The 16,548-nt window shown below is 67.0% G+C and carries 9 protein-coding genes and 2 rRNA genes; 8 read left to right on the top strand and 3 right to left on the bottom strand.

Annotated features, from left to right (window positions below):
* The 8 genes from AC1AYP_RS06845 to AC1AYP_RS06880 form a co-directional block, all read left to right on the top strand.
* Positions 1–240 (top strand): 23S ribosomal RNA (locus tag AC1AYP_RS06845); the annotation flags it as partial.
* Positions 241–395: 155 nt separating this feature from the next.
* Positions 396–512 (top strand): 5S ribosomal RNA (gene rrf / locus AC1AYP_RS06850).
* A gap of 397 nt (positions 513–909) precedes the next feature.
* Positions 910–1,968 carry a GNAT family N-acetyltransferase gene (locus AC1AYP_RS06855; protein WP_476502711.1) on the top strand — a complete coding sequence of 353 codons (1,059 nt, stop codon included), beginning with the start codon at positions 910–912 and terminating at the stop codon, positions 1,966–1,968.
* Positions 1,969–2,125: 157 nt separating this feature from the next.
* Entirely contained in the window at positions 2,126–2,440 is a 315-nt protein-coding gene (locus AC1AYP_RS06860) for a DUF2469 domain-containing protein (RefSeq protein WP_163196996.1), read from the top strand.
* Positions 2,441–2,714: 274 nt separating this feature from the next.
* Positions 2,715–4,613: a histidine-type phosphatase gene (locus tag AC1AYP_RS06865; RefSeq protein WP_476547214.1), complete on the top strand. Its 1,899-nt coding sequence runs from the start codon at positions 2,715–2,717 to the stop codon at positions 4,611–4,613.
* Between the two features lie 235 nt (positions 4,614–4,848).
* The gene (locus AC1AYP_RS06870; protein WP_476502709.1) at positions 4,849–6,453 is read left to right on the top strand and encodes an NAD(P)/FAD-dependent oxidoreductase; all 1,605 of its coding nucleotides are present in this window, start codon (positions 4,849–4,851) and stop codon (positions 6,451–6,453) included.
* Positions 6,454–6,751: 298 nt separating this feature from the next.
* Positions 6,752–8,902, top strand: a complete 2,151-nt coding sequence (gene rho, locus AC1AYP_RS06875; RefSeq protein WP_476547216.1) for a transcription termination factor Rho — start codon at positions 6,752–6,754, stop codon at positions 8,900–8,902.
* 360 nt (positions 8,903–9,262) lie between these two features.
* On the top strand, positions 9,263–10,555 hold the full coding sequence (locus AC1AYP_RS06880) for an ABC transporter substrate-binding protein (protein ID WP_476502707.1): 1,293 nt from the start codon (positions 9,263–9,265) through the stop codon (positions 10,553–10,555).
* Positions 10,556–10,819: 264 nt separating this feature from the next.
* Here AC1AYP_RS06880 and AC1AYP_RS06885 read toward each other — a convergent pair whose 3' ends face one another.
* The 3 genes from AC1AYP_RS06885 to AC1AYP_RS06895 form a co-directional block, all read right to left on the bottom strand.
* A complete protein-coding gene (locus AC1AYP_RS06885) occupies positions 10,820–11,746 on the bottom strand; it encodes a glutamate cyclase domain-containing protein (protein ID WP_476502706.1) in 927 nt (308 codons plus the stop codon).
* Positions 11,747–12,133: 387 nt separating this feature from the next.
* A complete protein-coding gene (locus AC1AYP_RS06890; protein WP_476547218.1) occupies positions 12,134–14,290 on the bottom strand; it encodes an acetyl/propionyl/methylcrotonyl-CoA carboxylase subunit alpha in 2,157 nt (718 codons plus the stop codon).
* A complete protein-coding gene (locus tag AC1AYP_RS06895; RefSeq protein WP_476547220.1) occupies positions 14,290–16,542 on the bottom strand; it encodes a 5-oxoprolinase subunit B/C family protein in 2,253 nt (750 codons plus the stop codon). Before AC1AYP_RS06895 ends, AC1AYP_RS06890 begins: the two co-directional genes overlap by 1 nt.
* Between the last annotated feature and the right edge of the window lie 6 nt (positions 16,543–16,548).

Genomic DNA, 16,548 nt, shown 5'->3' on the forward strand with positions numbered 1-16,548 from the left:
GACCTGGGTGGACGAACCTCCGGTACGCCGGTTGTCACGCCAGTGGCACCGCCGGTTGGCTGCGTTCGGAAGGGATAACCGCTGAAAGCATCTAAGCGGGAAGCCCGCTCCAAGATAAGTATTCCCAGGGAACCACGGTTCCCGAGACCCCCCATGAAGAACACGTGGTCGATAGGCCGGACGTGGAAGCCCCGCGAGGGGTGGAGCCGACCGGTACTAACGGGGAAGCGCGACACACATTCATCCCCTCCTGTAGGGGACGGCATCAACCTCTTCTGCGAATGCACGCGACACGGAGCAACCGTGACGTCACAACCCAAGCGATCAACAGCGTCCACCATCCGGTCCCCGAACCACCAGCATCCAGGGAGGAACATCCCTGATAACAGAAGATTTGCGGCGGTCATAGCCCAGGAGAGACGCCCGGTCCCATTCCGAACCCGGAAGCTAAGACCTGGCACGGCGATGGTACTGCACCCGAGAGAGTGTGGGAGAGTAGCACGCCGCCGCATCCACACGATAAGAAAGGCCCTTGGTCGAGCAACAGCTCCCAAGGGCCCTCGCATATTCCAAGACACACACGCGCACGAGCGCCATCACCCACGCCCCGCACGCGTCACCCCCTCAGCCCGCCTCCGGCGGGCAGCTCCCCCTCACAGGGGGAGCCAAGGGAGGAACCACAACAACAGGTGACGGACCCCCTCAGCCCGCTTTGCGGACAGCTCCCCCTTGGAGGGGCGCAAAGAAAATGCAGGGGAGCAAAAGACGACACCAAGAGGGAGCACAAGAAGAAGGAGTGCTCAGGGGGTTTTCAGGGTTTATGCAGACGAGTACGATAGTTTCGTCAATGATTGGCTTCAACGAGGCGATGCCGATCAGGCGAACGAATGCGAGGGAATGGACAAGGAAATGACTGAGCACACGGAAGCATCGGTGACCGAGCCGCGGCGAGACCTGCCGGAGCGCATCGTGATTCCGCCCATCCGCGGCGAAATGGTGCACCTGCGCCCCGCCACCGTGGAGGACCTGCCCAAGCTCGACGAGCTCGAGGCCTTCAGCGGCGCCACGAAGATCACCGGCAAGGATGAGGCCGCCGAGCGTGCCGTCGTACACGCGTGGGTCCGTCGTTCCGTCGCGTGGACGGAAGGCCAGGCCCCCAGCGAATCCGGCGTGGGCGATCCGGAATCCCGTCGCACGATGGCATGGGCGCTGCTCACCGACGCCGATCATGACGCCGATCACGAGGTCGACGCCGCGGCTACCGGCAACGTCATCGGCATGATTTTCCTCATCGACATCGACGGATGGTCCCGGTCCGCACGCATCCAGGTCATCCTCGGCAAGGACTATCGCGGCCGCGGCTACTCGCGCGACGCGATGCCGCGCGTCATGACCTACGGCTTCGCACCCGAACCCGCCGGCCTCGGCATGCACCGCATCTGGGTGGCCGTGCCCGAACAGAACTCGCGATCCGTGTCCGTCTACCAGTCGCTCGGCTTCGAACCGTCCGGCACCTCGCGCGACGCGCTGTGGGATCCGGCGAGCGGCAAGTACCAGGACCTCATCGTCATGGACACCCTCGTCGACGAATACGATCCGATCCGCTCGCTCGACGCGTTCGGCATGCACGTCATCGAGGACAATCCCGGCGTGAAGGAGGCGCTGAGCGCGCGTGAGCACTCGATCGCCATCCAGCAGCGTCGACGCGACGGTGCCGATGCGGCGGACGGCGCGACGCGCGCCGACGACGCAATCGCGCCGAGCCGCGGCGACGCACACCACATGACGCCGGACGAGGCGCGCGAACGGCTCGGACTACCGCCGAAACAGGCGGAAGCGGCGGGAACGCACGCCGGCGAGACGGACGAGGAAAGCAACTGGCCGTACGGTCAGAGCGAACGCAAGACGTCCAAAGAAGCGTGGTGGCGCACGCTCGGCCGCGGGCGCAAACGCGAATCGGAAAAGTGACGCGTCGCGCCGGGAACCGCCGCCGGCGGCGGAACGGCGCAAAGGACCGGGCTATCGGTACAGTGGTAGCCGGTAAAGTACGACCGACAGGACGGGCCGCATCGGCGACGGGAACGTCGCGATGCGGCCATTGGTTTGAGAAGGACAAGCGATAGACATGAGTGCCGAGGATCTCGACAACTACGAAACCGACGCCGAACTGGCGCTGTACAAGGAATACCGTGACGTCATCAAGCTGTTCACCTACGTGGTGGAGACGGAACGCCGCTTCTACCTGGCGAACAAGGTGGACTTCAACGTGCGTTCCGCCGGGCAGGACGTGTACTTCGACGTGCAGCTCACCGACGCGTGGGTGTGGGACGTGTACCGTCCGAGCAGGTTTGTGAAGAACGTGCGCATCGTGACGTTCAAGGACGTCAACGTGGAGGAAGTGCAGAAGTCGGATATCGACATTCCGGACGATATCCACTGATTCTGAGCGAGTGCGGCCGGACTGAGCGGGGTCTACCCCTCAGTCGGCTTTCAGCCGACAGCTCCCCTGCAAGGGGAGCCGAGAGATGGCGGCTCGAGATTTGAGCGGGACGGGATGCTCCCTCAGTCGGCCTTCGGCCGTCAGCTCCCCCTGAAGGGGGCGCAAGGGAGCAGGGAAGGACGTCGCCCGGCGTTCATGCGGGGGTGGGGGAGAGTTCAGACGGTTCACCTCGCCGACGCGTGTCCCGTTCGATTTGCCCCGATAGAACGGGGGCATGCGTATAGAGAGAATCCACAGGGGAATCATAGGTTCCGTCGCGGGTCTCGCCGCGTTGGCCACGCTGATGGCCGGCGGCGTGACCGCGCCGATCCCGTCCGCCGCCGCGTTGTCCGGCGACGGCCAGTACTACAGCAGCAAGCAGCCGTACGTGGCGCCGAGCGACGAGACCATCGCCGCCTACAGCACGGCCCCGGCCGGCTACGAGCCGATCTACACCGAGTCGATGGCCCGCCACGGCTCGCGCGGCCTGTCCAGCTACAAGTACGACGCGTTGCTCAAGAAGATGGCCGAGGCCGCGGCCAAGGACGGCGGCTTCAAATCCGACGCCATCCGCGACGAGTTCACGAAGAACCTCGACGCCATCACCGCCGCCAACGTGGAGAACGGCTACGGCATGCTCACCGGCCAAGGCGCCGACCAGCATCAGGGCATCGGCGCACGCGCCTACCAGCGCAACAAGGCGCTGTTCGACGCCGCCGCGAAGAGCGGCGACGACGCGGCCATCGCCTACCAGACGTCCGGCGAGGCGCGTGCCACCGAATCCGGCGAGAACTTCGCGCGCGGATTCGACCAGGCATCCGGCGGCGAGCTCAAGGACAGCACCGTCACGCCCGCGGACCCGGCCGGCACGACCGGCGAGACCGCCAAATTCGACAAGACGCCCAACACCCTCTACTTCCACAAGAGCGAGAACCCGGACGGCACCACGAAGACCGGCGACGCGCTGAAGATCGCCCAGGAATACGAGGACTTCGTCGCCAACGACAAGACCATCGCCGGCGCGGAGGACACGATCGCCGCCGACCCGCAGCTCACCCAGGCCGCCCACGACCTGCTCTCGCGGATCTTCACCGACGACTTCCTGAACAAGCTCAAGGCCGGCGACTACACGTGGTACAACACCGCCGACGGCACCAAGGGCGGGGCCGTCAACTGTGCGCCCGGCGCCGATCCCGCCAAGGACGCCGACGCGTGCGGCGAGGCCAAGAAGAAGATCGCCTCCGAATACGACGCCGCGATGGACCTGTACAACCTGTACATCATCGCCGCCGACATGAAGAACGAGAACACCGGAAGCCACACGTTCGACTTCGACCAGTACTTCACCGGCGACCAGGCCAAGGACGCCGAGCTGTTCGCATGGGCGCTCGACGCCGAGGACTTCTACGAGAAGGGCCCGAGCCGCGCCGGCCAGAACGAGACGTACAAGATCGCGCAGCCGCTGCTCGACGACTTCTTCAACGCCATCGACAAGCGCGTGGCCGGCGGGAAGACCGTCGCCACGTTCCGCTTCGCCCACGCCGAGACGATGATGCCGTTCGCCGCGCTCCTCGGCCTGCCCGGCTCCACCCAGCAGGCGCCCGACAGCACGACCGACGTGTACACCTACGCGAACAACAAGTGGCGCGGCGAATCGGTCACTCCGATGGCCGCCAACGTGCAATGGGACGTGGTCGCCAAGCCCGGCAACGATCCGAAGACCGGGCGCGCCTACACGCCGCTCGTGCGCATGCTCTACAACGAGACCGAGATCCCGTTCCGCGACGAATGCATGCCGATCGCCGAAGGCTCCCACTGGTACAAGCTCACCGAACTCAAGACCTGCCTCAACGCGGACCAGAACGGCAAGCACAACACCCTCGGCGACGCCGCCCGCCTCGACCTGACCGCCGCTCCCGATGGCACTGATGGGGGTAACGGCACTACCGGGGAAGACGGTGCCGGACAGACGGAAAGCCCGAATGGTCATCCGCAGGCTCAGGGCGGCGTCCGTAAGACCGCCGCGTTGTCGCGCACCGGCGCCGGCGTCGAATGGTTCGCCGTCGTGGCGACGGCGCTGGCGCTTGCCGGCGTCTCGATCCGGCTGTGGCGCGATCGTCGGGTGCGGCGTTGATGGTGTGACGGTACCGGCGTGAGGATGCGGCCGTCTCGTTCCTGCGGACGAGACGGCCGCATCGTTTGTCGTGTGGTTTCGCCGTTTGCCGTTCGCCGTTTGCCGTTTCGCCGCGACTTCCGTCACGTCATGGCGACGATGATGGGGATGATTCTGTGTGTATCCGCACATGCGCGGCGTGCGGTTCCGGGCGCTCCGGTAGGATATGCGTGATTTTTGTTATAAGGAGATGAACGTGACCGACAAGCAATCCGTGGTGATCATCGGCGGCGGCCCGGCGGGCCTGACCGCGGCATGGGAGCTCATCAAGGACGGCGGCGCCGACAAGTATGACGTCACCGTTCTGGAGGAGACCCGCGAATTCGGCGGTATCTCGCGCACCGTGAAGCATAACGGCAACCGCATGGACATCGGCGGCCACCGTTTCTTCTCGAAGGACGACCGCATCATGGACTGGTGGAAGGACGTCCTGCCGCTGCAGGGCGCGCCCTCCTACGACGACAAGAAGCTCGGCCGCGAGCACGACATGGAGCCGGGCGGCCCCGATCCGGAGAAGGAAGACAAGGTGATGCTCAAGCGCCACCGCGTCTCCCGCATCTACTGGAACCGCCACTTCTTCGACTACCCGATCTCCCTGAGCCCCAACACGCTCAAGGCGATGGGCTTCAAGCTGACCATGGTCGCCGGCTTCTCCTATCTCAAGTCGATGATCCACAAGCTGCCCGAGGACAACCTCGAGAACTTCTACATCAACCGCTTCGGCCGCAAGCTGTACTCGATGTTCTTCGAGGGCTACACGGAGAAGCTGTGGGGACGCCATCCCTCCCAGATCTCCGCCGACTGGGGCGCGCAGCGCGTCAAGGGCCTGTCCATCCTCGGCGTGCTCAAGAACGCGTTCCAGAAGCTCATGCCCAAGAAGCGCTCCAACGCCGAAGTCGAGACCTCCCTCATCGAGGAGTTCTGGTACCCGAAGTACGGCCCCGGCCAGCTGTGGGAGACCGTCGAGCACAACTGCGAGGCCGCAGGCGTCAAGGTCGTCACCGACGCGAAGGTCGTCGAGGTCCGTCAGGACGGCGGCCACATCACGTCCGTCGTGACCGAGGACTCCGAAGGCAACCGCAACGAGCTCACCGCCGACCAGTTCATCTCCTCGATGCCGGTCAAGGACCTCGTCAACGCGATCGACGCCGGCCGCGAATCCGTCGACGGCACGCACGCCCCCGCCGACATGGTCGAAGTCGCCAACGGCCTGCCGTACCGCGACTTCGTGACCGTCGGCCTGCTCGTCAAGCACCTGCGCCTCAAGAACACCACCGACATCCCCACGCTCGGCACCCCGCAGATCGTGCCGGACTGCTGGATCTACGTGCAGGACCCGGGCTACAAGGTCGGCCGCCTCCAGATCTTCAACAACTGGAGCCCGTACCTCGTCAAGGACGTCGACAACACCGTGTGGATCGGCCTCGAATACTTCTGCGAGGAAGGCGACGCCTTCTGGAACATGAGCGAGGAGGAGGCCACCAAGTTCGCCATCGCCGAGCTCACCCGCATGCACGTCATCAACGGCCCCGCCGACGTGCTCGACTCGCACCGCGAACGCGTCAAGAAGGCGTACCCCGCCTACTTCGACACCTACTCCCGCATGGACGAGCTCGTCGAATACCTCGACGGCTTCGGCAACCTCTACTGCGTCGGCCGCAACGGCCAGCACCGCTACAACAACATGGACCACTCCATGGCCACCGCCATCGAGGCCGTCGGCAACATCAAGTCCGGCAAGACCTCGAAGAAGAACGTGTGGTCTGTCAACACCGATAAGTCCTACCACGAACAGAAGTAGTCGGTAAGACTCCTGCATAGCCCCCTCGGTTTTCCGAGGGGGCTTTTGCGTATAACCCCCTCAGTCCGCTTCGCGGCCAGCTCCCCCTGAAGGGGGCGCGGAATACTCTGCACGGTTCCTTCCGCAGGGGTGTGGAATCGGCTTTTGCGTTGGTCGGCTCGACGTTGTAGAGTGAGTGCAGTTCGCGGGCATTGCATTGCGGCGAACGTTTCGTAGCGGCCAAGGCCGCAATCACATTTCAGGCGCGTGCCGGTGCGGTATGCCGTAACGGTGGGCGCTGTGGAAAGGTAAGAACACCGTGGCCAATAGCCAGAATCTTGAGGATATGAAGCTGCCGGAGCTCAAGGAGCTCGCCAAGCAGATGGGTCTGCGCGGCACGTCGACCATGCGCAAGCCGGAGTTGCTCGCCACGCTGCAGGCGGCGCGTTCCGGAGGTGCGGCTCCCGAAGGCGTCACCGTGCGCGCTCCGAAGAAGACCACGAAGTCCTCCGCCAAGACCGCTGCCAAGAGCGCGAAGACCGCGGCGAAGTCCGACGAGCAGCCGGCCGCCGCGACCGAATCGAACGCGGCCGAACAGGCCCCCGCCCAGACCGAGGCCCCCGTCGCCGAGTCCGCGACGAATCATGAATCCGCCGAATCCGCCGCCCCGGCCGAGGCCCAGCCGGCCGCCCAGACCGCGGAATCGCCGATTGACGCCATCGACTTCCCCGCGCCGAAGTCCCGTCGCAGCGCGCGCAGGAACGACGACGAGGAGCGTCCCGCCCGTCGCGACCGCCGCACCAACGCCGCGGCCGACACCCCGCTCATCGACACCACGCACCTGCTCGACACGCTCGACCTCGGCAAGGCGACCGACGAGCCGGAACATCCGCGCGGCCGTCGTCACACCATCGACGAGAACGGCGACGAGATCATCGTCGCGAACGTGCGTCGCCGTCGTCGCCCGTCCGAGGAGAAGGAGCCGCAGGAGGAGGTCGTGCGCGATCTCGACGACATCCTCGCCACGCTCCCCACGCAGGACAACGCCCCGCGCAAGGACGACGAGGAGGAGCCGCGCCGCGGCCGGAACGACCGCAACATGCGCGGCGAGCGTCGCGACCGCGGCGACGCGCGCGACGATCACGCGGATCGTCGCGGCCGTCGCCTGCGCGGTCGCGGACGCGACTTCGACGATCGCGACGACCGTCGCAACAACCGTGACGACCGTCGCGACGCCGATCGCGACGTGCGCGACCTGCGGTTCGACGATCGCGGCGACCGCAACATGCGCGGCGACCGCGACGCCCGCGGCGAACAGAACGACCTCGTGCCGGTCGCCGGCATCGTCGACGTGCTCGACTCCTACGCGTTCGTGCGCACGTCCGGCTACCTGCCGGGCCCGAACGACGTGTACGTCTCGATGGGACAGGTCAAGAAGTACGGTCTTCGCAAGGGCGACGCCGTGCACGGCGCCATCCGCGCGCCGCGCGAAGGCGACCGCCGCAACCAGCGTCAGAAGTTCGTGCCGCTGCAGTCCATCGATTCGATCAACGGGATGACCGTCGAGCAGGCGCTGAACCGCCCGCAGTTCAGCAAGCTGACACCGCTGTACCCGCAGGAGCGACTCAAGCAGGAGACCACGCCGAACAAGCTGACCGGCCGCATCATGGACATCGTCTCGCCGATCGGCAAGGGCCAGCGTGGCCTGATCGTCTCCCCGCCGAAGGCCGGCAAGACGATCACGCTGCAGAACATCGCGAACTCGATCACCGCGAACAACCCGGAAGTCCACCTGATGGTCGTGCTCGTGGACGAGCGTCCGGAGGAAGTCACCGACATGGAGCGCACCGTGCAGGGCGAGGTCATCTCCTCGACCTTCGACCGCCCCGCCTCCGACCACACCACCGTCGCCGAACTCGCCATCGAACGCGCGAAGCGACTCGTGGAACTCGGCCAGGACGTGGTCGTGCTGCTCGACTCGATGACCCGACTCGCGCGCGCCTACAACATCGCTGCGCCCGCCTCCGGCCGCATCCTTTCCGGCGGCGTCGACGCGCAGGCCCTGTACCCGCCGAAGAAGTTCTTCGGCGCGGCCCGCAACATCGAGAACGGCGGCTCGCTGACCATCATCGCGTCCGCGCTGGTCGAAACCGGCTCCAAGATGGACGAGGTGATTTTCGAGGAGTTCAAGGGCACCGGCAACATGGAGCTGCGCCTGTCGCGCGAACTCGCCGACAAGCGACTCTTCCCGGCCATCGACATCAACGCGTCCGGCACGCGTCGCGAGGAGCTTATCACCGCGCCGCAGGAACTGCCGGTCGTCTACCGACTGCGCCGACTGCTCGGCGGCATGGAGCCCGAGCAGGCGTACCAGACGCTCGTGCCGCGCCTCAAGAAGACCGCCACGAACCGCGACTTCCTCGCCGCGATCGTGCAGCAGACCGGCGGCGGCTCGGTCAACGGCAACTGAGTGGGGGAGCCGGTCGGCTGGGTTGGTTGGTCCTGCCGGTCCTGCCGGTCCTGAACCGCCGGTGACTACCCCTCAGTCCGGCTGCGCCGGCCAGCTCCCCTGACAAGGGGAGCCGAGGACATCGTGAGCCCCGTCCGTGACGTTATGTTACGGACGGGGCTTGTTCGTTTCGGGGGGATTACCGGTGAGCGCACCGCGTTTCCGCGGGTTTTCGGGCGTCACCGGGCGGTTACACGGGAACAATGCGGCCGAATCACGCGCCTCGTACCGTCGGGAACCAAGATTCAAGCGAACGGTTCATACGAATCATCAAGCGGGAATCCCGACATCACGAAGCATAGAGAGGAACGTGATGAGGCTATGAAGCAGGCACGAACGAAGAACACGACGCATACGAGGATCATGGCGTTGACGGCGATGGTCGCCGCCGCGGCGATGGCGCTGGCCGGCTGCGGCTCGGCCGGCTCGGGCGATTCGGGCGCGAGCGGGTCGGGCGGCGCGAGCGGCGGCTCCGGCGCGTTCCTGGCGGCCGGACTGTTCCCGTCCACCGGTTCGATGGCGTACATCGGACCGTCCAACGTGGCGACGTTGAAACTCGCCGTCGACGACATCAACGCGGCAGGCGGCGTGCTCGGCAAGGACGCGTCCGGCACCACCGCCGACACGTCCGACGCGGACCACGCCGACCAGAACACGGCCGCCGCGCAATCCGTGCTGAGCAAGAACCCGTCCGTCGTGATCGGCCCGCCGTCCAGCTCCGTCGTCAAGAACAGCTACAAGCAGGTGACCGCGGCCGGCGTGCCGATGATCTCCAACGGCGCCACCTCCACCGCGTTCAGTGGACTCAACGACCTCTTCTTCCGCACGATTCCGCCGGACACCGTGCAGGGCGCCGTGCTCGGCCAGGTCATCGCCCAGGCCGGCGTGAAGAACCTCGCCATCACGGTGTTCAACGACGAATACGGCACGTCGCTGCGTGACGTCGTCGTCAAGACCGTCGAGAACGCGGGCGTCAACGTCGTCTACGGCGAGAAGGACACGTTCGATCCGACCGAGACGAACTTCTCGTCGATCGCCACCGCCGTGAAGGCCGCCAAGCCGGACGCCGTGCTCGTCATCGCGTTCGACCAGACCGTCTCGCTCGTCAAGGCGCTGAAAACCGCCGGCATCGACACGCACAAGCTGTACATGACCGACGGCAACACCGTCGACCATTCCGACGACTTCGAAGCGGGACTGCTGGAAGGCACCGTCGGCACCATCCCCGGCGCGCATCCGACCGACGAGTTCCAGGCGCGCGTGAAGAAGATCGACCCGAAGGTCAAGGACTTCACCTACGCGGCCGAGACGTATGACGCGGTGATCCTCGCCGCGCTCGCCGCGCAGAAGGGCGGCGCGACCGACGGCAAGACCGTGGCCAAGAACCTGCCCGCCGTGTCCGGCGTGGGCGGCGGCGAGAAGTGCGACTCGTACAAGGCGTGCCTCGCGCTGCTGAAGGACGGCAAGGACATCCAGTACAAGGGCCAAGCCAGCATCGGACCGTTCAACGACGCGCACGACCCGTCCACCGCGTCGATCGGCATCTACAAGTTCGACGCGAACAACAAGCCGGTCTTCGACCACGCGCAGGAAGGCTCCGTGCCGAAGGCATGAGTCGGGTGATCGCAGTCGCGGGAAGTTGCGCGTTCGCGGTGATGGACCGCGAGTCCGCAGCGACGAAGAGGCGGTTTCCGGGTGATTCCGGGAACCGCCTCTGTCGCGTCTGGGGGTACGGGAGCCCCCTCAGTCGGGCTTCGCCCGCCAGCTCCCCTGCAGGGGGAGCAAGAAAGTCGGAATGTGGCGTATACACGATTCCTTTGCGCCCCCTTGAGGGGGAGCTGTCCGCGACGGCGGACTGAGGGGGGTGAAGACGCGCGCTTACGCCGCGAGGGCGCTGAGGGCGTCGATCTCGGCGTAGTAGCGGTCCGGGTCGAGACCGTCGACGGTGGCGACGTTGGTCATGTGGACGCCGTCGAGGCCGCCGTGCGCGACGATCGTCGCCAACGTCTCGCGATGCCACGCGGACTTGAGATACGGGTCGATCGCCGGCTGCCCCATCGCGCGCATCGCGCAGACGAGCGCGTGCGCGCCCCAGTTCGACGTTCCGGACACGATGAGCTCGTCCGTCGCCACACGGCACGCGATCTTCTCGCCATGGTCGACGACGCCCTCGATCGCGTATTCGGCGACGCGGCCCATGCCGATCTCGTTGCCGCCGTCGCCCACGCCGATCGTGTGCAGTTGCAGCTGCGTGAGCCGGCTCAGCGGCGCCGTCCACTCGGTGATGTCGATGCCGCGCATGTTGCGCGGATGGCCGTCCGCCGCGGGTCCGACGCGTTCGATGTAAATGATCGTGTCGATGTCGTTCGCCTTCGCCAGGTCGATGACGCCGTTCATCCATCCGTCGAACCTGTCACGCACCGGCGCGATGAGGATATGGTCGTCCGGCAGCATCGTCGCCGCGCTCGGACGGATCACCGATTCGCAGCAGTCGTCCGTGACGAGCCACGCGTCGCCGCCGATCGCGCGCAACGCCATGCACACCTCCAACGCGCCCAGCGGTCCATCGGTTTCGGCGGCCGGGACCTGGGCCTTCGGGATATAGAAGCCGGTGACGACGAGCGCCTTGGCCGGTTTCCCGGTGACGAGCTGGCGCGCCGCGCGGAACAGGTCGCCGCGCGAGAACGTCATCAGCGTCTCCGAGCCGCGGCCCACGTCGCGGCTCGCCAGGTTCGCGATCTTCGCGATCCGCGGGTAGAAGCGCCAACTCGCGAGGTTCGCGATTGAAGCGGTATTGCTGTCCATGATGATTCCCTTCTCTTGTGGTGTACACGGAACCCCCTCAGTCGGCCTGCGGCCGCCAGCTCCCCCTCAAGGGGGCTCAAGGCAGCAGCATGTCCCTCCGAGAGGCGGCGGTCCGCCGGTTGCGGCGGCTTCGTTCCTCTGCGCCCCTCAGGGGCGAGATGTTGGCGAGCGAGCCTGCGACGCCGGCCCGGCTTCGTTCCTCTGCGCCCCCTTTCAGGGGGAGCTGTCCGCGATAGCGGACTGAGGGGGTGCCTACGGTCTTGGCCCCCTCTGACGAGGGGGCTCCCGGCGAAGCCGGGTGGGGGAGAGATAGCTGGTACGTTACGTTCGCGGTATCTCTCCCCCAGTCCGCTCCGCGGACAGCCCCCTCGTCAGAGGGGGCCAAGGTCAGCGGACCTCGCCTAATTGGCCGTCGAAGGCGACGGAGTCGCCGGGTTTGGCTTGCTGGTGGACGGTTCCGGCGATGGGGGCGTCGATTTCGGTCTCCATCTTCATCGCCTCGACCACGACCACCGGGTCGCCGGCGGCGACCGTCGCACCGTCATCGACGAGCCAACGGACCACCGTGCCGGTGATCGTCGAACGGATCGCGCCGGCCGGTCGCGCATCAACACCGGGCGCGCCCGCGGTACCGGCGATGCCGGACGCGGGTGCGGCGGAACCCGCGAGGCCGCTCGCACCATTTGCGCCGGCGAGGCCGCCGACGCCAGCGAGCGACGCGGCGAGCGTGGCGGGCAGGCCGAGCCGCATGCGTCTGCCATCCAGTTCAATCCACGCATTGACCGGTTGCGGCGCGACGCCGCGCGCGCCGGGAGCGCCGGACGCGAGCGTCGCGGCGTCCGTGCGCGGCAGCAGGTCCTCTTCGATCCATCGCGTGTAGACGCGGAAACGATTAGGGGAGGGCGTCGCGGCGTCACGTGCGTCGGTGATATCGCGGGAGTCGGGTGCGACACCGGTGGTATCACGGGAATCGTGCGTGACGGTGGTGATATCACCGGAGTCGCGCGCAACCGTGGTGATATCACTGACGGGCATTGCGGTGAAATCGGGGTCGTTGATGACCGTCTCGTCGAACGCCTTGACCGTCGGAACGCCGTCGATCTTCAGCTCGGCGAGGGCGCGACGCGCGCGTGCCAAGCACGCGGCGCGCGTCGGCGCCCACACGACGAGCTTCGCCAGCATCGAATCGAACTGGTCGGGCACGATCGAACCGGCCTCGACGCCCGTATCGAACCGGATGCCGGGACCGCTCGGCGCGCGCAGGCCGTCGATTGTGCCGGGGAATGGGACGAACCCGCGCGACGGGTCCTCCGCATTGATGCGGAACTCGATCGCGTGACCGCGGGAGGGGAAGGCGGGAGTTCCGGCGGCGTCGGCTGCGGCAGGAGTGCCGGTCGCGGTAGGCGTGCCGGCTGCGGTAGGCGTGCCGGGCGTGGCGGGCGTGGCGGGCGTGGCGGTCGCGGTAGGCGTATCGGTCACGGTGATCGTGCCGACGGGCGGCAGACCGGCGTCGGCACGGGCCCGCGCGACGATGTCCGCCACGGACTCGCCCTCGGCGATCGCGAACTGCGCTGCCACCAGATCGACGCCGCTCGTCATTTCCGTGACCGGATGCTCGACCTGGATGCGCGTATTCACCTCCATGAACGACATCGTGCCGTCCGGATCGACCAGAAACTCGACCGTGCCGGCGCTCGTGTACCGCGCGCGCTCGCAGATCGCGACCGCCGCGCGCTTGAGCCGGTCCTCGGTCTGCGGGGCGAGGAACGGGGCGGGCGCCTCCTCGATGAGCTTCTGATTGCGGCGTTGCAGCGAACAATCGCGCGTGCCGACGGCGACCACGCGGCCGGCACGGTCGCCGAGCACCTGCACCTCCACGTGACGTGGGCGGGCGAGGAAGCGTTCGATGAAGCAGTCGCCGTTGCCGAACGCGACCTCCGCCTCATGCGTGGCCGAGACGAACGCCTCCTCGACGTCCTTGAGCTCGTGGACGACCTTGAGGCCGCGCCCGCCGCCGCCGTACACGGCCTTGATGGCGAGCGGCAGACCATGCTCGCGGGCGAACGCGACCACCTGCGCCGGGTCGTGCACCGGTTCCGTCGTACCCGGGGCCATCGGCGCGCCAACCTCGGCGGCGATGCGGCGCGCCTCCACCTTCGAACCGAGCATGCGGATCGTCTCCGGGCTCGGGCCGATCCATGTGAGTCCGGCATCGATGACCGCCTGCGCGAAGTCCGCGTTTTCGGAAAGGAAGCCGTAGCCGGGGTGCACGGCGTCCGCGTGGGCCTTGTTTTTGGCGATGTCGACGATTTTCGCGATGTCGAGATACGTATCTTTCGAGGTCGCGCCGTCGAGCGCGTAGGCTTCGTCGGCGAGATGGACGAACAGGGCGTCCGCGTCCGGGTCGGCGTAGACGGCGATGGCCGTGCGACCCGTGTCATGGCACGCGTGGATGATGCGCACCGCGATCTCGCCGCGGTTCGCGACGAGGACGCGGGAGAGACGGGGGCGGGTTGGTGTTGGCGTTGGTGCGGATTGGGGCATTATGCCGTCCTTTCGTGGAATGCTGGTGCCCCCTCAGTCGCGCTTCGCGCGACAGCTCCCCCTGCAGGGGGAGCAGAGCGAGTGGGGGCGTTGATGACGAAGCGGACTTGGGTGCCGGGTGGGAGCTGGCCGGCGGTGGCGAGGGCTGTGCGGGTGAGCACGGCGATCACCGGGTAGCCGCCGGTCACCGGCTGATCGCGCAGGAAAATGAGCGGCAGCCCGTTGCCCGGCACCTCGATGCTGCCGGGGATCGTCGCCTCGCTTTTCAGCTCGGCATGCGGGTTGCGGCGTTCGATGGTGGGGGAGCCAGAGGATACGGCCGGCGCGGTGGGGGCGGCTGACGTGTGCGGCGCGGACGATGGGATTGGCCCCCTCTGTCGAGGGGGCTGTCGGCGAAGCCGACTGGGGGAGAGCACGGCCGGTACGGCCGATGTATCGGCTGGTGCGGAGGCTGCCGCTGGTACGGAGGCGGCGAGACGGAGGCCGACGCGGTTCGACTGGGCGGTGACGGTCCACGTGGTGCCGAGGAACGTGGCGATGCCGGCGTCGGTGAACCAGTCGTCGCGCGGGCCGAGGGTGACGGCGAGCTCGGTGGGGGCGGGCGCGGCAACGTCAGTGCCGGCGTTGGCGGCGGCGCGCGGCAGATCATCCGGCCACGGCTGGGGCAGTCCGATGGTAGCGATGGGGTAGGGGAGTCGGGAGAGGGGATTGACGGGGAGGAGATCGCCGGGCTTGAGCGGGGCTGGACCGATGTCGCTCATCGTGTCGGTGGAGGCGGAATCGAGAATCGTGGGGACTGCGAATCCGCCGCGCACGGCGATGTAGTCGCGCAGGCCCGCGGCAGGGGCGCCGATCGTCACGGTCTCGCCGTCGCGCAGCAGGAACGCCTCCTGACGGGTGATGGGGAAGGCGGGCTCCGGATTGCGGCGGATGCCGGTCCGACGACCATCCTCACCCGGCTTGTGCCGGGAACTTTTGTCGGTATTGGTGTGCGTGAAGGTGATGGTGATGGGGACCGGGGCGCCGGTGACGGCGATGGTGAGGTCGCCGTGGGCGGTGAACGAGGCATTGCCGGCGGTCAGCTCGATGACCGGGGTGTGCGCGGGATTGCCGACCAGCTCGTTCGTCAGATGGAAGGCCCGCGGGTCCGCCGCGCCCGAACCGGTGACGCCCATTTCGGGCGCGTTGCGGCCGGCGTCTTGGAACGTGGCGAGAACGCCGGGATTGACGACTTCGAGGGCGGCAGGAGTGGCAGATGCGGTGCCGGCGGGACTGGCCAACCGACCACCCCCACCCGCTCCGCGGGAGCCCCCGCCAGCGGGGGCGGAGAAAGGGGCGTTATGCATGGTCGAGCCGTCAACGTGCATGGTTGAGCCGTCAACCTGTACGGTTGAGGCGGCATCATGTAGGTTTTCCGATGCGACGTGCAGGTTTTCCGGGGCAACGTGTGGGGTGTCGTGCTGAAGAGCGCGCCGGACCGTGGCTTCGGCGCGCGCCGGCGTGAATCGTACGGTGTCGCCGGGGCGGAGGAGCGCGGGCGGGTTCATGGCATCGTTCCACATCGGAACGGAGGTTCTGCCGATGAGCTGCCAGCCGCCCGAACTGGCTCGCGGGTAGACGCCGGAAAACGTGCCGGCGAGCCCCACCGACCCCGCAGGAACGGCCAAACGCGGCGCTTTTCGGCGTGGCACGTCGAAGATCGGGTCGCCGTCCACGAGGTAGTCGAAGCCGGGCGCGAACCCGCCGAACGCGACCTTCCACGCGTGCCCGGAGTGCCGCGCGACCACCTGTTCAGGGCTGATGGCGAGCAATTTGGCAACGTTCCCAAGGTCCTCGCCGTCATAGACGACCGGAATCTCCACGACCCGCGCATCACGGGTCTTCAGCACCCCACCGTGCAGGTTCGTGATTTTCGACTGCAGGATACTTCGGAAATCCTGCACGTTTGCCCCCAAACCATGCACATTCATCGGCGAACCATGCACGTTCGCACGGGAACCATGCACATTCGTCGCCGCAATCGCCGCAATCAGCGGATCGAACGCCACATACACCGTGCGTGCCGCCGGCAGCACCGTCGTCACCCCGTCGAAAGCCGCTGCTTCGATCGCCGCGTACAGTTCCAGCGCGGCGTGTAGATCGGCGCATTCGACGATCATCGCCGTTTCGCCGCAAGGCAGGAACCGCAGCGCGTCGGAATCCGTGGCGTCGGCCTCCATGCCGGTCGCGGCGTCGGTTCCAGCATCGGTCATCGCGCT

It is taken from the genome of Bifidobacterium sp. LH_424 (assembly GCF_056356895.1).